This window comes from Sphingomonas chungangi, from assembly GCF_013778325.1.
In the GTDB taxonomy this organism is placed as follows: Bacteria; Pseudomonadota; Alphaproteobacteria; order Sphingomonadales; family Sphingomonadaceae; genus Solisphingomonas; species Solisphingomonas chungangi.
Map to the genome: position 1 here is coordinate 221,635 of NZ_JACEIB010000026.1, position 18,160 is coordinate 239,794.

At 63.8% G+C, this 18,160-nt stretch carries 20 protein-coding genes, 1 tRNA gene and 1 pseudogene; 2 read left to right on the top strand and 20 right to left on the bottom strand.

All coding sequences use genetic code 11. The annotated features are described in order from the left end of the window. Positions 1–68: 68 nt before the first annotated feature. The 8 genes and pseudogenes from HZF05_RS16780 to HZF05_RS16815 all read right to left on the bottom strand — a co-directional run bounded on the left by HZF05_RS16780 (position 69) and on the right by HZF05_RS16815 (position 7,131). Complete coding sequence (locus HZF05_RS16780; protein ID WP_160362943.1) at positions 69–335, bottom strand: MFS transporter; 267 nt, start codon at positions 333–335, stop codon at positions 69–71. A gap of 363 nt (positions 336–698) precedes the next feature. Further along, positions 699–1,362 (bottom strand): annotated as a pseudogene (locus tag HZF05_RS16785) (ArdC family protein); the annotation flags it as partial. A gap of 552 nt (positions 1,363–1,914) precedes the next feature. Then, a complete protein-coding gene (locus tag HZF05_RS16790; protein WP_160362944.1) occupies positions 1,915–3,147 on the bottom strand; it encodes an MFS transporter in 1,233 nt (410 codons plus the stop codon). Continuing rightward, positions 3,144–3,983, bottom strand: coding sequence for a fumarylacetoacetate hydrolase family protein (locus HZF05_RS16795; RefSeq protein WP_220129885.1), 840 nt, complete (start codon positions 3,981–3,983; stop codon positions 3,144–3,146). The genes HZF05_RS16790 and HZF05_RS16795 overlap by 4 nt, the downstream gene beginning before the upstream one ends. Positions 3,984–4,095: 112 nt before the next feature. Continuing rightward, a complete protein-coding gene (locus tag HZF05_RS16800; RefSeq protein ID WP_181638902.1) occupies positions 4,096–4,644 on the bottom strand; it encodes a carboxymuconolactone decarboxylase family protein in 549 nt (182 codons plus the stop codon). After that, positions 4,641–5,618 carry a DODA-type extradiol aromatic ring-opening family dioxygenase gene (locus tag HZF05_RS16805; RefSeq protein ID WP_160362946.1) on the bottom strand — a complete coding sequence of 326 codons (978 nt, stop codon included), beginning with the start codon at positions 5,616–5,618 and terminating at the stop codon, positions 4,641–4,643. Before HZF05_RS16805 ends, HZF05_RS16800 begins: the two co-directional genes overlap by 4 nt. Beyond that, entirely contained in the window at positions 5,615–6,124 is a 510-nt protein-coding gene (locus tag HZF05_RS16810) for a nuclear transport factor 2 family protein (protein ID WP_160362947.1), read from the bottom strand. The genes HZF05_RS16805 and HZF05_RS16810 overlap by 4 nt, the downstream gene beginning before the upstream one ends. Continuing rightward, positions 6,124–7,131, bottom strand: a complete 1,008-nt coding sequence (locus HZF05_RS16815) for a nitrilase-related carbon-nitrogen hydrolase (RefSeq protein ID WP_160362948.1) — start codon at positions 7,129–7,131, stop codon at positions 6,124–6,126. The genes HZF05_RS16810 and HZF05_RS16815 overlap by 1 nt, the downstream gene beginning before the upstream one ends. 272 nt (positions 7,132–7,403) lie before the next feature. On the opposite strand from HZF05_RS16815, the gene HZF05_RS16820 reads away from it, so the two are divergent. Beyond that, a complete protein-coding gene (locus tag HZF05_RS16820; protein WP_246332057.1) occupies positions 7,404–8,381 on the top strand; it encodes an AraC-like ligand-binding domain-containing protein in 978 nt (325 codons plus the stop codon). A 36-nt stretch (positions 8,382–8,417) separates the two neighbouring features. On the opposite strand, the gene HZF05_RS16825 is transcribed toward HZF05_RS16820, so the two are convergent. The 8 genes from HZF05_RS16825 to HZF05_RS16855 all read right to left on the bottom strand — a co-directional run bounded on the left by HZF05_RS16825 (position 8,418) and on the right by HZF05_RS16855 (position 15,307). After that, positions 8,418–9,053 (bottom strand): glutathione S-transferase family protein, encoded by a 636-nt coding sequence (locus HZF05_RS16825; protein WP_160362950.1) that lies wholly within the window; start codon positions 9,051–9,053, stop codon positions 8,418–8,420. Positions 9,054–9,082: 29 nt separating this feature from the next. Further along, positions 9,083–10,171 (bottom strand): phenylacetaldoxime dehydratase family protein, encoded by a 1,089-nt coding sequence (locus HZF05_RS16830; RefSeq protein WP_160362951.1) that lies wholly within the window; start codon positions 10,169–10,171, stop codon positions 9,083–9,085. Next, positions 10,110–10,748: a DsbA family protein gene (locus tag HZF05_RS16835; protein ID WP_160362952.1), complete on the bottom strand. Its 639-nt coding sequence runs from the start codon at positions 10,746–10,748 to the stop codon at positions 10,110–10,112. The genes HZF05_RS16830 and HZF05_RS16835 overlap by 62 nt, the downstream gene beginning before the upstream one ends. A gap of 20 nt (positions 10,749–10,768) precedes the next feature. Further along, positions 10,769–11,620, bottom strand: coding sequence for an SDR family oxidoreductase (locus tag HZF05_RS16840; protein WP_160362953.1), 852 nt, complete (start codon positions 11,618–11,620; stop codon positions 10,769–10,771). 137 nt (positions 11,621–11,757) lie between these two features. Beyond that, on the bottom strand, positions 11,758–14,208 hold the full coding sequence (locus HZF05_RS16845) for a TonB-dependent receptor (protein WP_246332058.1): 2,451 nt from the start codon (positions 14,206–14,208) through the stop codon (positions 11,758–11,760). Between the two features lie 133 nt (positions 14,209–14,341). Continuing rightward, positions 14,342–14,446 (bottom strand): hypothetical protein, encoded by a 105-nt coding sequence (locus HZF05_RS22445; protein ID WP_425505633.1) that lies wholly within the window; start codon positions 14,444–14,446, stop codon positions 14,342–14,344. 46 nt (positions 14,447–14,492) lie between these two features. Next, complete coding sequence (locus HZF05_RS22195) at positions 14,493–14,900, bottom strand: hypothetical protein (RefSeq protein ID WP_281367530.1); 408 nt, start codon at positions 14,898–14,900, stop codon at positions 14,493–14,495. Positions 14,901–15,232: 332 nt separating this feature from the next. Beyond that, positions 15,233–15,307, bottom strand: a tRNA-Gln gene (locus HZF05_RS16855). 97 nt (positions 15,308–15,404) lie between these two features. Here HZF05_RS16855 and HZF05_RS16860 point away from each other — a divergent pair. Next, complete coding sequence (locus HZF05_RS16860; RefSeq protein ID WP_160362954.1) at positions 15,405–15,899, top strand: MarR family winged helix-turn-helix transcriptional regulator; 495 nt, start codon at positions 15,405–15,407, stop codon at positions 15,897–15,899. Between the two features lie 2 nt (positions 15,900–15,901). Here the strand turns inward: HZF05_RS16860 and proC are convergent, their stop codons facing one another. The 4 genes from proC to HZF05_RS16880 all read right to left on the bottom strand — a co-directional run bounded on the left by proC (position 15,902) and on the right by HZF05_RS16880 (position 18,148). Beyond that, complete coding sequence (gene proC / locus HZF05_RS16865; protein WP_343046912.1) at positions 15,902–16,705, bottom strand: pyrroline-5-carboxylate reductase; 804 nt, start codon at positions 16,703–16,705, stop codon at positions 15,902–15,904. Beyond that, positions 16,702–17,214, bottom strand: coding sequence for a type III secretion system chaperone family protein (locus HZF05_RS16870; RefSeq protein WP_160362955.1), 513 nt, complete (start codon positions 17,212–17,214; stop codon positions 16,702–16,704). The genes proC and HZF05_RS16870 overlap by 4 nt, the downstream gene beginning before the upstream one ends. A gap of 95 nt (positions 17,215–17,309) precedes the next feature. Next, positions 17,310–17,576, bottom strand: coding sequence for an accessory factor UbiK family protein (locus HZF05_RS16875; protein ID WP_160362956.1), 267 nt, complete (start codon positions 17,574–17,576; stop codon positions 17,310–17,312). Between the two features lie 17 nt (positions 17,577–17,593). Next, on the bottom strand, positions 17,594–18,148 hold the full coding sequence (locus tag HZF05_RS16880) for a TspO/MBR family protein (RefSeq protein WP_160362957.1): 555 nt from the start codon (positions 18,146–18,148) through the stop codon (positions 17,594–17,596). Positions 18,149–18,160: the final 12 nt, after the last annotated feature.

Genomic DNA, 18,160 nt, shown 5'->3' on the forward strand with positions numbered 1-18,160 from the left:
GGTTTCGACGCCCTGTTGCCACCTTACCGCCCAACGCTGCGGCCGAGCAATCACGACGGAAGGCCGGCTTATGCCGGCCGACGTACCGCATCGGTCCCGGAGGACCTTAGTCGCCCCATGAGGATTGCGGCCATCGCAGCGGCAAGACAGAGCAAAACCACCGCGATGATCGCGGACACACCCAGGCCTATGACGATCTGGCCGGGCATGTCGCCCGCCAGCGAACCGAAGACCGCAACGCCCATCGCGCCTGCGGCCTGGCGTGCCGCATTGAGCACCGCCGATGCGATCCCGGCATGCTCCTTGTCGACGTCCGCGAGGAGCGCCGTCGTCATCGCCGGCACGCCGAGGCCCATGCCGCCTGGAAGGAGCAGGAAGATCGGGAATATTGGCCCGTGCCGGATCTCCGATCAGGCGCCCGACCGCCGCCATGTTGCCTCCCGTCGTCATGGCGCGTCTTTAGCACAGGACGTGTCACTGATGTTTCGGCGGAAACCGAAACATGCGCTGTTGGAGCGCCGGACGCCTCACCGCCAGGCATCCGACACCTCCGAGGACCGATCGACCCCGATCATCCTATGCTCGGCCCGCCGCTCTCGCGACCGACCGTCCATCTCGTGCCCGCCTCGCGCAGGATGCCGGAGACCGGCTTGCCGATCTGGCGCTCGAGAGTCGGCCGCTAGGGCGCAAGCGTGAAATCATGCGCGCGCTCGATGAGCGCGTGGCGCCCGCTCTATGCCGAGCGCGGCACACAGGAAGGCGGACCCCATTTCGGCGCACAGTTCTTCGCGCGCATATTTCCCCGTGCCGAACGGGCCAGTGAGATCGCAGGCAAGCCGGGAGCTGTGGCCGGTCCAGTTGGTCAGTTCGTGCAGCGCGGTGCGGTAATAATTGATCTGCTCGAAGAATGCCGGTTGCGGCGGCGCCTGAATGAAATCCTCGGACGGCACGTAGTAAACGCGTGGCCCGCCGATGCGGAAATCCGCTCCGCTGGCCAAGATCAGTTCTTCCATGACGGGCACCATCTCGCGCTCGGGCAACGGCGCGGGATCGCCCGTCAGCGTGGGGCGGAGGCCCTCGCATTGCGCGACATTGAAGACGGTGAAGCGCTTGAGAAACGGAATTTCCTTGGCGTCGTCGCCCGCTTCTCTCGCGCGCCTTCTCGGCCTCGGGCGTGAACCGGTCGGCATAGACGACGGTCGCCCCCTTCTCGCCCTTGCAGACATTGCCACCCGCCTCCAGCGCCTGCCGGGAGGTCAGCCACGATTGCGAGGGATATTCCCGCGCGATTACTTCGCCCCAGAGGATGAGGACATTTGCACCCGAATAGTTGCGGCCCGTGAGCGCGTTGCGCGGGAGGCCTTCCGCGCTTGGCAACCTGACAACGATCACGCCGCATTTCGGAGCGCGGGTGCGATATCCACCGCGGCTGATCGGTCTCAAGGGCTCGGGGCTGTGACCGCTCATGAACCGTGACAGACCGTCAACGGACACCAGGATCGCCATGATGGCCAGTGACCTGTGATGAGCCTCGACAAACTGTCATCGCGCCGTGGAGACGAGCGGCGCCTATCGGGCATTGGTGTTCGTCTCACCTTCCTCGCGGCCGGTTTCAGCGTGGCATGCTGGGCACCCTTGATACCCTTTGCCAAGCAGCGGATCGCAGCGGACGATAGCGCATATCCGCGAAGGGGTTCGGTCCATAGCGTTTCTGGAGACCGCGGTTGCAGCAGACGGGTTGGGATGGGTCGAGTTCGGCGATCGGGGTGCAGCCACGTCTCCCGGCCCAGAACTTCGATAGAGGGGCGACAGGCTAGAACCGCATCCGGTTGCATCTGCACCGGGTCCATCCGTCGCGACGAGGGCCCACCCGCCGATCGTCCCCGGCTCGCCTCTCGGTCGCCCCTATGTCAGTCACCCAAGTCTTGCCAGACGGGGCCTCGTTTCTGTCAGGAACAGCGCGAGCAGGGTCGAGGCGATGGCACCGATCGCCGCGATGGCGAATGGAAGATCGGGCCCGAGCGCCATCGAACCAAGCCCCGAAATATAGGGCATCGCGCACCCCCCAACAATCTCCCCGACCCCCATCACCAGACCCAACGCACCCGCCACACGCAGTGGATCGACAGATTCGGCAGGAACGGTCGCCATGAAGAGCGGAAAACAGCCGGGTCCTGCAAAGGTCAGCGCCACGGCTGCGGCCATCGACCATGGCGAACCGGCGGCCAAGAAGGTGACCGGCGCCCCAGCAGATAGGGCGGCGAAAATCACCAGTACAGGCCGGCGCCCGAACCGATCAGACAGGCCAGGCACGACAAAGCCCCACATGACGTAGGCGAGCCCGGCCGCCGTCAGGACCACGCTTTCCATGGAAACCGAAAAATGACGGTCATGGATGAGATATGTCGGAGCGAAGGTCATGATATTCATGAACCAGGTGACGAAGCAGCAACTGATCGCGATGCAGATCGCCACGTTTCTGCGACCATTTCCCGCCTTGCCTCTGGTCTCCTTTGGGTCCCTGGGCGCGAACGCCTCCTCACTTGGCTCTCGTACGACGATCGCGAGGAGTCCGGCCAGCATGAGACTCGGCAGACAGGACAGATAGAAAGCTACGCGCCAGCCCCAGGCTTCGGCCAGCGCGTTGAGTACGAATGGCGCGGCGAGCGCGCCGAGCAATCCGGAGGCCGACGCCTGCAGCAAGCCCATGTTCAAGCCACGCCTGTCGCTGCTCGACGATGTAGCGAGGATCGATTGGCAAAGCGGCAGCACCGGGCCTTCGGCGACCCCCATCAGCAGCCGCACCGCGAGCAACTGTCCGAAGCTCGACACCATGCCGGAGAGAGCGGAGGTCAGGGAGAATATCGTGACGGCCGCAACGAGCATCGCCTTGCGCGCCCGCCATCGGTCCGACAGCATGCCGACGAGCCAGCCCGAGAGGGCCCATGTCAGACCGAGACCCGCGACGAGAGCCCCAAGATGGCGGGTATCGAGATGAAGCTCGACGGCGATGAAAGGAAATATGATCGGGAGGGCCAGGCGATCGAAGAAAACGAAACCGAATGTCGCGAAGAGCAGCGACAGGAGGGCGTTCTCGTAACTGAACCAGCGACGATCGGCTCCATCGTGATCGGCGAGCTGGCTCACGCTAATCCCGAAACCGAGTTGGTCAGCCGACCAATCATCTCGATCTCGACGGTGACGGTGCCGCCGAGCCTGTTCAGGTCGACATTCTGGATCGCCATGCCGGTCTTCTGCGCAGCGCTCAGCGCGGTGCCGAGCGAGATGACGTCGCCGGCTTCCAGAGTCATGAAGCTCGACACCCAGGCGATGACATCGGGTAGATGATGGGTGAGGTTCGCGGTGTTGTCGCTGGTGATCAGCGTCGCGTCATGCCAGCAGGAGATCGCTAGCGCGTGGGGGTCAGGCACTGCGTCACGCGTGGCGATCCATGGCCCCATCGGGGCGAAGCCGTCGGCGCCCTTGTAGCGGCCGGGATAGCTCACATGGGTGTCGACATAGCGGACGCCCCCCTCACCGTCGTCCGGATAGATCGCGCGATAATGATATGTGTCCTCGGTGCGCATCGTCGGTGAGGTTATGTCGTTGTGGACGGTATAGCCGAAGACATGGGCATAGGCATCCTCTTGGGCGATGTCCTTGCCGCCCAGGCCGATGACAGCGGCAAGCTCGGGCTCCGGATGGACGCGGCCATAGATTTGCCGCAGTGGGATCGCCGCGCCGTGACCGATCAGCGCAGACGCCGGCTTGGAGAAGAAGGCCGGGGTCGAGGGGCCCGACAGGATACGCGAGGCATTGGCGGAATTGTTGAGCGCGAGGCACACGATCTTGCCGGGTCTGGCGATCGGCGGCAGGAAGGTGGCCTGGTCGAGGGGGATCGTCTCCCCTTGAAAATTTTCGAGCGCACGAGCGAGCGCAGTCAGTTCCTCCGCGCCTTTTTCCACCAGGGCCTGCAGGGTCAAGGGAAACGATCGCCCCGCTGACCGCGCGAGCGCTGCGACATCGATGATGCCATCCTCGACGCCGACGCCATACGTCGCCCTGGACCCAGTCGCGAAGCTCGCCAAACGCACGTCAATTCTCCTTTGGGGTGGGCTCCGCCGCGACACGCTCGCCATCATCGGTGACAGCAAGCGCCTGGATGACGCGGGCGAGCATGCAGGCGTGGCTGGCCGTGACAATCACCTCGATTGCCTCGCCGGAAGACAGGATTTCACGCAACGCCACGAACGCACGGTCAGACAGCGCGCCCGCCGTGATCTCATCGGTACATCGCAGCACGATCCGCTCGCGCGGATCGAAGATATCTGCGGCCTGCCAATATTCGATCGCCTCGATCCTGGCTTCGTCCATACCGGCCCTGCGGGCCATGCCGACGTGCTGTCCCCATTCGTAGAGCGATTTCTGGAGGATCGCGCTGCGCAAGAAGATCAGCTCGCGCAACGCGCGCGGCAACGTGCAACCGTGTCGCACCTCATTATTCCATTCGGTCCAGGCGCTGACGATCCGCGGCTGGTGCGCGAGGACACGATAGAGATTGATCGGCGGACGGCCCCAGAGTTCGCGGACGCGTCGATCAGTCTCGGGCTCGAGATCGATCAGGTCGAAGCGCGCGTCCATCATGCCATCCCCGTCTCGAAGGTGTCGGCCATGCCATAGCCCAGGCCATATTCCAGCGCCGGCGCGTAGATCGAATGCGGCCGAACGCCCCCTCCAGCGGCGTCATAGGCGGCCGCAGCGGCAAGCCACGCATGCAGTTCCAGCGCGCCGAAACCCGCGACGTCCATGACCTCTTCGGGCGTGCGACTATCGAAAGCCGACAGATTCCCGTCCTCGATCACGGCCAGGAATTGCCTGTCGAAATCCGGGTTGAGATGAATGTCCTTCGCCGTGCGGCGCCCATCGACGAGCATCTCGGCCCCCTCGACGTGCATGTCGTGAAGCCTGGTCAGCCACTGCTCGTCAGTGAAGCTGCCGCCGGCGCTGCCGTCGAGCTGATAAGCGTAAACGTCGGGCGTCGCATGCCCGAGCAGCGGGAAATACCGGTCCGGATGATGCGACAAACCGCCGCTCCCGATGTAGAGCGTGCGACCATCGAGGCGCGCCAACGCTTTCCCCACGGCCGTTCCGAAATCCCGAGTCCGGCGATACGGCAGATGTGGCGGGACAAGCGAGCCCAGAAAGATCGGGATAACCGGATAGGCGCCGACGCCTCCGAGCAGGCGGTGGAGTGGTTGCGAGAAAGCATGATCCACCCGCATCTCCTGCGACCATGACGGGTCGAACCCGGTTGCGCGGAGATCCCGAATCAGGCCGAGCGCTTCCTCGCGCGGGACGTCGAGCTTTCCGTCGAAACCGCCAATGTCCCCGATCGCATGGCCTGCAAGGCCGATACAGAAAGCCGGCATGTTGCTGTAAGGGAAACCGGCAAAATGATCGGTCGCGAAGATGACAACGCGGTCGGGCCGCATCGCCTCGATGGCGGCGACGCAGCGGGAATAGTCTGCGAGGAGCGCCGGTTCCTCGATCGGCGCGCGGGCGCGATGCAGGATCAGCGGGGAATGCGAAACGCACACCAGCTGGGGTCCGGCCGTCATGATCCGACACCCAATCGAAGGACATCCTGGAAGCCCGCGCCGACGAACAGGCGCCGTGTTTCGCGGGACGCGAACAACCAGCGATCGCCGACCCGTTCGTAGCAATCGACATAATCCTGGACGAGTGCGACCTCCGCGCGAAGCGGTACCGTGCCATCACCGGCGAACAGTGTTAGGGTCGACAGACCGGCGGCGGTATCCTCCGTTTCGAAGCGGATCCGCAAATTGCTGAACAGATGGCGGCATATGCGGCCCGGACTGCCCTCGCCGCGACGAAGATAGGCATCGCGGATCGCTTCGCGTCCGATGCTGCGTGCGCCGTCCTCACGGCCATACCATCCCTCAGGCGTGAAGAGTTCGGCCACGCGATCGGTCTCTCCGAGATCGATCCGCCAAGCGAATTCAGCGACGAGAGCCGCGATCTCCTGATGGTCGACGATCCGAACATGATCGAACCACGGCCCTTCCGCCTCGCCCAAGACAAGGCTGCCTGCGAGGGCCGTCATCAGACCGGCTCCGCCTCGATGTCGACGGGCTCGTTGCGGGCATCTGAGGTCTCCGGCCCCGACATATCCTCGGTCGGGCGAAGCGGATTGCGGTTGAGCAGCAGTCGGGTCACATCGCGGCGGGAATAATGGCCGACCGGGTCAGCCGCCGACTTGGCGAGCGCGATCTCGCCCAGATCGAGCTCCGCATAGACGATCCCCTCTTCATTCTCGGGCAGATATTCCGCCAGTTCGCGGCCATCGGGACCGTAAATCATCGAATAGGCGCCACCCACCGGCAGGAGCTCGCGCTTGGCCGGTGTATCGCACAGCATGTCCTGCATCTCCTGCGAAAGGACCGCACAGCTAGCGATGACGAAGCACTGGCCCTCGACGGCATAGACGCGCGACACCGACTTGCTGACGAGCGGTCCGAGCGCGTGGGCTTTACCTTCATAGAGCGAGAAGCTCGGCCAGGAGGCGACGTGGATCTGCTCGTGCATCGAGAAGAGCGCATATTTGGTGAGCGGCTGGACATGCTCCCAGCAGCACAGGGCGCCGAGGCGTCCGATTGGGGTGTCATGCACGGCCAGGTGGCTGCCGTCTCCTTCGCCGAAGACGCTGCGCTCGACATGGGTGGGCTTCAGTTTTCGCCGATCATGAAGCACCTGTCCGTCGGGCGCGATCAGGGTCTGGCCGAGATAGAGCGAGCCGTGATCTCGTTCGCTCGTGCCGATCACGACATGGATGCCCGCATGCTCGACACAGCGACGGATCCGCTCCATCTCCCTGCTACCAACCGAGATCGAATTCTCGTGGTAGCGCTCGACGAACTGAAAGCCCCAAGCCGGTGCATCGAGCCAGATCCACCACGGATATCCTGGGATCCAGGCTTCGGGAAAAGCGACGATGTCCGAACCGTTCGCGGCTGCCTCCTCGATCAGCCAGCATGTCTTCTCGACGCCAGCAGCGAGGTTGAGGAAGGCTGGCGCGGCCTGAACGGCTGCGGCTTTGATTTTCTGGCCCACGGGGCACTCCTCATGCTTCCTGCACAGCAAAGGTTGCTGCCGGCTCTCGCAGAACCTTATGCCGATTTGAGTCGGGACCGCTTGCCTGCCCCGGTTGCGATGGTTGACCGGACCGGACCAGATCCCAAGGGCTTGCGAGGCCGCGATACACGATTTGACCGGACCGGCCTGCGCCCTTGCCTCGGGCGGCCATCGACCTCGGATCGCCGCTCCAATCTTGACGAACGGGGATGTCGCGCCCAGCTTCACGGAATCCTATCGGGACGATGCAGATGGAAGTGGATCTGAGCACCGAGCAGGTGGCAAAAAAGGATCGTGTGGCATTCTGGCGCGACGTGGTCTGCCAGACGTTCGTGGAACTCGAATGTGGCGGCATCGCCGCCACCGATTTCCAAGGTTCCGTATCCACTCGAAATCTCGGCAACGTGCAGTTTTCCAGCGTGCGCTCATCCTCACATTTCGTCTCGCGGACGCGCTCGATGATCGCTCAGTCGAGCAAGGACTATTTCCTGCTCAGCCTGCAGACCGACGGCGTCGGATTGGTCGAGCAGGATGGCCGCACCGCGGTGCTTCGTCCCGGCGACTTCGCCCTCTACGACACGACGCGCCCCTATGATCTGCGCTTCCATGGCCATTCCGACCAGCTGGTCCTGCGGCTTGCGCGATCGACCGTGGCATCGCGTCTTGCCGACCCAGAGAGCTGCACGGCGCGCCGGATCGCGGGCGATAGCGCGGCGGGTCGCCTCGCATCCACCTTCATTCGTCAACTGCACGACTCGCTCGATCAGCTCGATCCTAACAGCGTCTCGCGGTTGCACGGGAGCATGGTCGATCTGATGGCGACCGCGCTGGCGGAACAAGCCGGCGCTGCGATCGAAGGGAGCGAATGGCAGGTGCTTCTACGCCGGAAGGTGCTCGCTTATATCGACAGCAATATGGCAGACCCTCGCCTGACGTGCGAGAGCGTCGCCGCCGCGCACGGCATTTCGGAACGCTATATGCGCAAGCTCTTTGAAAACTCGTCGATGGGCGTGTCCGAATGGATCTGGACGCGACGGCTCGACCAAGCGAAGCGCGACCTCGGCGATCCGATGTTGACGCATATCGGGATCACGGCGGTCGGCTATGACGCTGGGTTCAAGGATCCGGCGCATTTCAGCCGCGCCTTCAAGGCGCGGTTCGGGATGACGCCCAGCCAGCACCGTGCGCAAACCATCGCGTCCCGAGCAGCGTCGGCCGCCGGTCATTAGAAATGGCGCGGCCGGTCACGGGCCGCGCCACGCCTGTCACATCGTCAGCAGGACGCTCTTTTCACGCTCCAGGGCGCGGCGTGCGGCTGGACGCTCGATCACGCGGTCTTTCAAAGTGGTATAATTCTCGAGTTCATGCACCGGCAGCCCGAGCTCCTTCCCCCATGGATAGAAGACAAGGGCATAAGGATCCGCGACGGTGAAGCTCTCGCCCATGATCCACGGCTGCCCTGCGAGCATCTTGTCGATCTCCTGAAGATAATCCCAGAAGTTCGCCCTACCGAGCGCCTTCAGGTCGGCATAACCTGATGCATCCTCAAGGAAGCGTTCCGGATGTACGAAACGGGCGAAGGCCGGATGTACTGTGCTCGATAGCCAGGCGCAGGTTGCAATCGTCCGCGCGCGATCGAGATCATCGTCACCCAGTAGCTTCGCCTCGGGAAAGTTGTCACCCACCCACCCGAGGATCGCCGTGCTTTCCAGCAGCACTCTCCCGTCGTCGAAGCGCAGCGCCGGTACCTTCGCTCGCGGGTTGATTGCGCGATATTCCGGCGTGAGGTGCTCACCACGAAAAATGTTGATCTTCTGCGTCTCGAATGTCGCACCGGCTTCTTCGAGCGCGACATGTGACGCCATCGAGCAGGCGAGCGGGCAGTAATAGAGGGTGGGCATGATGAACTCCGATGAAAGATGCCGACGGGTCAGGACGCGTCGGTTTGGGGGAAGAAACCCAGCAGACCAGTCCGGTCGTGGCAGTTCACATAGTCGAATGTTGCGCCCCCGGCCGGGATGACGGCGACCTCGTGCCAAAGGCGAAGTTGCAGATCAGCCCCTTGCGCCTGCGCATAGCGGGAGAATACGTTGTAGATCGCAAGGTGGGTGGGGTGGCTCTTGGACCAGCGTTCCAGATCGCCCAGCGTCAGGAACCAGGCAAAGCCGAAACTACGCTCGCTGGGCTCGCCGTCCTTCTCCACCTCTGTCATGAACCGGCACGCGCAGCAGCCGGATTCCAATGGATGATCCCGGAGGTAGTCCATGCCGCGCTCGAGCACCGGGCGGATCGAGCGCTGATATTCCGAGAATTCCTCGACCGAGCAGAGCGAAGCATCCTGGCCGGACCGGATCAGCGCGAGATTGGCAGGCGCTCGGACCGAAATCCGGCGGCCGCTGCCGTCGCCGCTCGCGCGCACGGCCAAGGCTTCTCCCCAATCGCTTTCCAGCGCATCGTGACGCGAGACCGGCAGGCGATCGCGCATCGATCCCCAATAGCCATGCGTCTTAATCGGACCTTCGACCTGGGGCGCGATCCTGCCCGATCCGATCCGGATGGCAGGCTCCGACAGTATCGTCTCAAACCGGGCCGAGGGAACCACGACGATCTCCCGCCAGATGCCGACCGGACCCAAGACGCGATCGTCATGCCCCCACCAGGAGACAATGGCGGCCGAGGATAGCCAGGCTCTGTGCTCAAGCGGGTCGCGCCAGTACAGGATAAGGACTTCGTTCATCCAGCCTGCGGCATCGACGAAGCGCGCGCGCTCGCAGACGTCCGGGCCGTTGGCCTGCTCGACCGCTGCACCGATCCACATTCGCCAAGCGCCGAGATCACTAGGACTACGCGCCTGCGCGCCGTAGAGTGCGACGGTGATCTCGGCCTTTTCCGCAAAGGTCGCGGACCAGGCCGGCGGCGGGGCGGTCTTGGATTTGCGGCTCACGATCCCGACCCCGTCAGACCGGCACGCCAAGCGCCTGCGCAGTGAGCGCGGCGGCGAACGCCTCCGGTCGCCCATAAAACGCCTCGTGTGCGACGTGGGCAAGCTCGCCGTCACACTCGAGGAGGAAACTCGGATAACCCTGCAAGCCCCGGCCCAGCATCAGCGCACGCGTCTCTGCGATATGGCGATCTACCGGCACTTGCTCGAGCAGTTCGGCAAAATGCTGTCCATCGAAACCGGCCGCTATCGCCGTCGCGACCAGAATATCGGCGTCGACGACGCGCAACCCGCCGACGTAATGGGCACGCTGGATGGCCGACATCATCGCCAGGCCCGAACCGCCATCGATTGCCTCGCCGGCCAGCACGGCCGCGATGGTCGGTCGGGACCACCAGACCGTCTCGGGATCGGCGAGCAGACCGTCGAGGTAGGCAGCGCCGAACAGTTGACCGGTCATCGTGGCGATGCGCTGGTCGGATGCACGAATATAGGCCCGCTTCGTCGCATCGGAGCGGCTTGCTGGATCCCACAGGCCGCCACCATGAAGCACGAGTGGGAAGCCGGCTGCGGCAACCGCCTGCACCAGGGGTTCTGCCGCGTAGCACCAGCCGCACAACGGATCGTGGATATAATGAAGGATGGCGTCAGCCATGGTCGGCCTCTCCGTTGCGATCATGCAAGCTCACGCAGGACAATCTCGCGCAAAGTCTCGGTAGGCCGACCGATCAGGCGGCTGAGGGTCTGGCTGTCGTCGGCGAGGATGCCGCCGGCGGCGTCTGCGCTGTAGGATGCCAGCGTCGCGGCAAAGGCCGCAGGTACGCCTGCATTTGCCAGTGCATCGCGGTAGGCCTCCTCTGGCAAGTGATGGTAGGTGACCGGCTTGCCGGAAGCCTCGCTCAGCGCGGCTGCGACATCGGACAACGTGAAGGCATCGTCCCCGCCGAGCTCGTAAACACGGCTATCCGGCGTCGGCTCTGTCAAGACCGCGACGGCGGCAGCCGCATAATCAGCGCGGCTCGCCGCCGAGATCCGGCCTTCGCCAGTGCTGCCGAGCAGCGCGCCGTGAGCGACCGCTGCGTCTGCCCCGATAAGGTAGTTCTCGATGTACCAGCTGTTGCGCAGCACCGCATAAGTGATCCCGCTGTTGCGCAGCATGGCCTCGGTTTCGCGGTGCGACGGGGCGACGCTGATCGGATTGTCATCGGCGTGGATGACGCTGGTATAGGCGATGAACTCGACCTTCGCGGCAATGGCAGCATCAATCACCGCGCGGTGCTGGCCGATCCGGCGCACGACATCGTCAGACGAGATGAACAGCAGCCGCGTCACGCCCTGCAACGCCGCCGCCAGTTGATCAGGCGCGTCGTAATCGAACGGTCGGACGGTCACGCCCGTCTGTGCAATATCCTGCGCTGCCGAAGGGTCACGCGCGAGCGCGATCATCTCGCTCGGAGAGACCTTCTCGAGCAGGCCATTGATCACCAGGCGGCCCAGCTGGCCTGTCGCTCCCGTCACGGCGTACATAATATTCTCCGTTTCTGATCCTGTGCGGCCCTGATCCGCCGCAGCTGTGATTTGGGGTGTGGAATGAATTTGATCACCGGTTCGTTCAAGAGAGAGCCGGTTGCGGCCATCGGTCGATCCGCTCCATCCAACAGGCGTCAGCGAAAGCTGACGCTGAAGCGCCCCCCGAACGTGCGCGGTGCCCGCAGGATCACGACCGGCAAGCCGACAACCGGTTGCACGAAAGAGAAGGTCTTGATCCGGCTGTCCTCGATATTGTCGATGAAGAGACCGACGGCATAACGATCGCCGTGCAGATGCCAGGTGAGGCTGGCATTGGACGCGGTACTGAACTTTTGCAGCTCGCCAGGCAGATATTCCTCTCCGGTGAAGTAACGGCTCTGGATTTGGGTACCGATCTGCGCATCGATCTTGGTGTCACGCAATTCGAAGGTATGGCGGTAGGAAAGGTTCGCGGTCCATGTCGGCGCGAGCGGTAGCGGCCGGCCCGAACAATCCACGGTGACGGCAGAGGCGCCTGCGATCGGGATGGTCGGGCAGGCGGTCTGCGGTGGCCCGCTCACCGTCGTCTGCGAGTAGCGGAAATCCTTGTAGCGGGCGTGCAGATACTGGAGGTTGGCGCTGAACGCATCGTCGTGGGTGGGCTGCCAGATGATTTCGAGTTCGGCGCCCTTGATAGTCGCCTTACCGGCATTCTCGGTGATGAGGTTGAAGCCCGATGGCAGGATCGGCCCGAGATGGGTGACCTGCTTGTTCTTGTACGTCCAATAGAAGGCCTCGGCATTGACCTGCAGACTGTTGTCGAAGAAGCGATTCTTTGTGCCCAGCGTGTAGGCGGTCAACGTCTCCGGCTTGTAGCTGTTTGGTGGCAGCGAGCCGAAGAAGCCGCCTGCCTTGAAGCCCGTCGCGACATTGCCGTAGATCAGCGATCGAGGACCGGCATCATATTCGAGGCCGGCCTTCCAGGTCACGCTCTGCTTTTTCAGATCACCGGTCAGGCCAAAATAGCATGTCGCCGTGCTCGGGTCGTAAGGCTGGCAGGCCGCATTGTAATAAGCTGCGGGAGACCCGTTATAGCCCGCAGGAAGCGCGGGAAGCGGGCCGCCGTTGCGTCCGGCCTGGGTTTTGTGTTCGTCGGTGTAGCGCAGGCCACCCGTCGCCCTGAGATGCGGGAGGATCGCGTAGCTGAGCTGCCCAAACGCTGCATAGCTGCGGGTATGAAGCAGCGGTTCCGTGCGTGCGAAGGCGACGCCTTGGTCGGCGAATAGATCGAAACCGATCTTCTCGTTGTAGAAATAGCCGCCGATGATCCACTGCAATGGCGAATGGCCGGTGGAGGTGAGCCGCGCTTCGATCGACGTGGCGCGTGACCGTTCCGAGGAAGATACCGGAAAGCCCGGATTATATTGAAGATAGTCATTGTCGGAGTGGCGATAGGCCGGCAATACGGTCAGTTTGGCCCCGCCCAGATCGAGATCGATCGTGGCGCTAGTTCCCCAATTCCGCTGGTCGACGAAGCCGTTATCAAGGATGGGCGGAAGGAGCGTCGGGTTGGTGCCGCCGCTGATGGCAAGCGAAATGTCCTTGAGCAACGCGTTCGAGCCATCCTTGGTCGATCCAAGGAACGGGTTTGAAGGCACCAGATAGGGCGAGAAGACTCCGTTTGGTCCCTTCCCACCGACATGTTCATAATCACCGACCAACAACACCGAGAGGCGGGCCGTCGGCAGCCAACGAAGCTGCAGCCGCCCGGCCTGAGTCTTGTCATCGTTATAGCCATCGCTCGAATAGCCGTCGCGATGGGTGAGCGTGCCTGATGCGCGAACCTGCAGCGTCGGCGAAACAGGCACGTTGAGCGCCGCCATACCGCGCCAGAGCCCATAATTGCCTGCCTCCAGGCTCGCATCCAGCGACAAATCCTTGGTGGGCTTCTTCGTGATGATATTGATCGCACCCGCTGTCGCGTTGCGCCCATAAAGCGTCCCCTGCGGCCCCTTCAGCACTTCGACACGGTCAAGATCGTAAAAGAGGCCGTCGGGCCCGCCCGAACGCGCCAGATAGACGCCATCCAGGTTAACCGCGACAGCTGGCTCCGCATAGGGGTTGCCGGCGAAGTTGCCGACCCCGCGCACCGTCACCTGCGTGCCGCCACCTCCGACGCCCGCCAGCTTGAGCGCGGGAACCAGCTTCGTCAGATCCTGCGGCTGGGAGACGCCGGCACGCATCAGCTCATCGCTGCCGACGGCCGTCACCGCCACGGCGGCACGTTGCAGGTTTTCGTTTCGCCGCTGGGCCGTGACGACAATGTCGGCGATCCCCTTACCCGAAACAGGGACGGAGGTGGCGTCGGCCGGTCCGCGAGCGACATTGTTTGCGACGGGCCTTTCGTGGCCCGATGGTTCGGGGAGGGTTTGCGCTCCCAGACAAGAGGGCCCTGCAAGCCAGGCAGCTGTCGTCAAAGCAACATGGAATGATGGCTTCGCCATATGGACCCCCCTCAGGTATGACCGGTGCCTGGCGCACCTCGTTTCACATGTCGGGGAATGATATCGCGAACAGACGGGGGTAACTTGCTTGTGGCGGTTCAAAACCCTGCACGGAAGGGATTATCCATATATCTTGCAGCCGCGGCCTCGGTACCGCGCTCGACTTGGAATCTCGGTGTGACCGGCCGCCATTCCCTTATCGAGACTGACTGGGAGAACCAGGCGAGACGTGAGGTCAGCCGGGACTTTGGTAGATCTCGAGGAATCCGGCAGCCATGAAGCGCGCCATGTAGGCCTTGATCGCCTCAAAATCCTCCGACCCGCACAGGCCCTCGGACAACCGGTCGATACGTCCGGTACGCGCGAGGGAAAGCCCAGGCCGCCTATCACGAAATGATATCCCAGAAGATCCTGTCCTTCGGACAATCGGGGAGTGCTCGGCTCAACAGACTGATGAGCCTCAACACGACCGGGTCGAAGTGGGTGTCAAACCACGCAGTTCCCCATTCTGGCGTCATCGCGACCTGTGCACCGAGCGTCACATAGTTGCGCCACCCTTCCCCGCCCATGATGTAAAGATCGAGATCCGTGTCGAGATAGGCGTGAAGTGCACCCTCGACCGTCGGATCGTCGCCGCATTCCTTCTCGTACCGGTCAAGCGCTGCCATTCGCAACTTGGCGGTGATGGCCGCGCGCCTAGCGAATACAGCATCGAAAATCGCTTTCTTGTCGTAGAAATAATAATGAAGCAGCGAAGTGTTGATTTCGGACTGTCTCGCGATATCCTTGAGCATGACGCCATGCAGGCCGTGCCGGGAAACAAGAGTTCAGCAGCATCTAGGCCGTGTTGACAAAGTGGATTCCCAAGCGGGTTGATCTCTGATTCAAAGCTGCTCTTTGGGGGGAGCAGCGATGGCTCGGGGTGATCTGACGGACGAGGAATGGAACGTGATCGGCCCCAGGCACCATCCGCCGGAAGTGATAGACGCCTCCGCGCCTGACCGTATTCGGGATGCCTCCTACGTCCACAGAACCCCGGTTCTGTAGCAGGGCGCTGTAGCAAAGCCCCACCACGGTTCCGGCACCGTCCGAAAAGCCATTTCAGGTCAGTTCGTTGGGAGAAACTTGGCTGGGGCGGCAGGATTCGAACCTGCGAATGCCGGTACCAAAAACCGGTGCCTTACCGCTTGGCGACGCCCCAGTGCGGAGGCGCGTCCCTAGCGCGGGTTGGCGCCGGAGGGAAGCCCAGCGCCATACCTCGCTTGCATATCGGTGCGAGCCGGGACTAGGCCGAAGTCATGGCCTTGCCTCAAAGCCCCGCCTCCCCCCTGTTCCTGCGAGAAGCCGAGATAAGGCGCGGGATCGAACTCATGCATTTCGGTCATGGCCGGCTGTTCGAGGCAGTCGATCGCAGACTGGAGGACGAGGGACTGGGGCGGGCGCACCATCGTACGCTCTACTTCATCGCCCGCCAGCCGGACCTGAGCGTCAGCCGGCTGCTGGCGCTGCTGGGCATCACCAAGCAGTCGCTGGGTCGTGTGGTGACCGAACTCGCCGCGCGGGAACTGATCGAGACGCGCGTCGGGCGAGACGATCGGCGCCAGCGCCTGCTTCGGCTCACGCCGACCGGGGCCGCGCTGGAAAGCGAGCTGTTCGAGATACTGCGTGCTCGCATGTCGGCGGCCTATGTCGATGCCGGGCCGGCGGCAGTGGCGGGATTCTGGCTGGTGCTGGAGGGGCTGGTGCCACCCGAGGAGCGGCCGATGCTGCACAAGCTGCGCGGCGGCGCCTGAGATCAGCGCGCGGCAGCCGCCATCTCTTCGTTGCGCCGGGCCGAGGCCGTCAGCACGTTCTGCATCAGGCGATCGAGCGCGGCGCCTTTGTCGATCACATTGAGGCCAGCGCGGGTCGATCCGCCTGGGCTGGCGACGCGATCGGCCAGCTGAGCCGGCGTCTCTTCCGAAGCTGCCGCCAGTTCCGCCGCCCCGCCGACCGTCGCTAGCGCAAGCCGCGCCGCCTGATCGGGAGCGAGACCCTGCGCCTCGCCGGCCTTTGCCATCGCATCGATGAAGCGGAACAGAAACGCAGGGCCGCAACCCGACAGGGCCGAGACACGGCCGAACAGGGCCTCGTCGTCGATCCACTCGGCAAGGCCGAGCGGCCTCACCAGCGTCTCGGCTTCCACGCGCACCGCTTCGTCACCGTCGGTGTGAAGCAGCGAAACGCCCTTGCCGATCGCAGATGGCGTATTGGGCATCACCCGCACGATCGCTCGGTGCTTCGGGAAGCGCTTTGCCAGCGACGGCAGCTCTACGCCGGCAAGCACCGAGACGATCAGCGTCCCCTCGCCCGTCGTGGGTGCCAGCGCGGACACCGCTTCGTCGAGCTTCTGCGGCTTCATCGCCAGCAACATCACGGCCGGCACTTCGCCGTCGGGCGGTGGCGCCTTGAGCACGGTCACGCCCTCGATCGGCGTGCCGGAGGGACGGATCACGGTAATGCGGGCCGGATCGATGCCGGAGGCGAGCCAGCCGCGCAGCATCGCGCCGCCCATATTACCCGCGCCGACCAGCCAGATCGGCCCGTCGCCCGCGATCACGCCTCGCCCCGGGTCTCGATCAGCGCGGAGGCGATCGCGTCGGCCGGGGTCTTGTTGCCCCAAAGGACGAACTGGAACACCGGGTAGAAGCGCTCGCACTCGTCAATCGCGGTCTCGATCAGCGTCTCCGCCTGGTCGAGCGAGAGGACACTGCCCTCTTCGCCCTCGATCAGCGTGGCATTGCGGTAAAGCGCAAGGCCAGAGGCGACCCATAGCTCGAAATGGCCGAGCCAGAGCTGCTCGTTGATCAGGCCGATCGTCTCGTAGATCGCATTGCGCTTATCGGCGGGCACGCGGATGTCGGGCAGGCACAGGAACTGGAGGACGCGATCTTCCGGGCGCCACACGCCACGCAGCTCGTACTGCGTCCAGCTGCCCTGCACTGTGGCGACGATCTCGTCGTCGCCCATCCGCTCGCACGACCAGCCATGCGCCTGGAAATAGCTTTCCAGCATGTCGATCGGCGCCGACGGCTCGGACCGTTCGTCTTCGAGATCGTCCAGGTTCATGACAGCGCCCCTACTCTACCCCACCGGGCGCGCCAAGCTGTGCCGCGCCGGGACGGGGCGGGCAAGTGGCCCGCATCACGAAATCTGTGGAAGAATCAGGCTTTCCCGGCCTTTGTCGTGGACAACTTCGCCTCCAGCGCATCGAGGCGCGCCTTGAGCAAATCCGCCTCGTCGCGCGCGGCGGCGGCCATCGCCTTCACCGCGTCGAATTCCTCGCGGCTGACGAAGTCCATGCCACCGAAGAAGCCCTTGGCCTTCTCGCGCATCTGCGCCTCGGCCTCGCGCCCCGCACCGGCCACGGTGCCGGCGAGACCGTTCATCATCTTGGCGAAATCGTCGAAAAAGCGGTTCTCGGACTGCATCTCTAATTCCCTCCGGATCAGAGCTGCACTTGGGTGCTCCCGGCCGCCGGCGCAAGCGTTTCCGCGTTGGGGTTCAAAACCTCGATCGCGTGATTGAGGTAGGCCGCGAAGCACAGCCAGACCAGATAGGGCAGCATCAGCAGCGCCGCGCGCGAGCGGATGCGGGCGAATGACAGGATGGCGGCGATCGTCACGACGATCATCAGCAGGATGATCGCGAAGGCCGCGCCGATCTTGTGGCCTGCAAAGAATACGGGCGACCAGGCGAGGTTCAGCGCGAACTGCACGAGGAACAAGCCGATCGCGATGCCACGCCCGCTCGCGCCCCGCGCCCACACGATCATCGCCAACGCGAAGCCGATCAGGATGTAGAGCAGTGTCCACGCCACCGGGAACACCCAGCCCGGCGGCATCGCGGCGGGCTTGGCGAGCGAGGCGAACCAGGGGTTGCCAAAGCCCGATCCCGCCAACGCGCCGGACAGGATACCCAGAAACAGGATCAGCGGCACCGTCACCAGCGCCACGCGCAGGAACGACATCCGCAACTGCCCCGCCGACGCCAGCTCGCTCATCCGTCCGCCCCG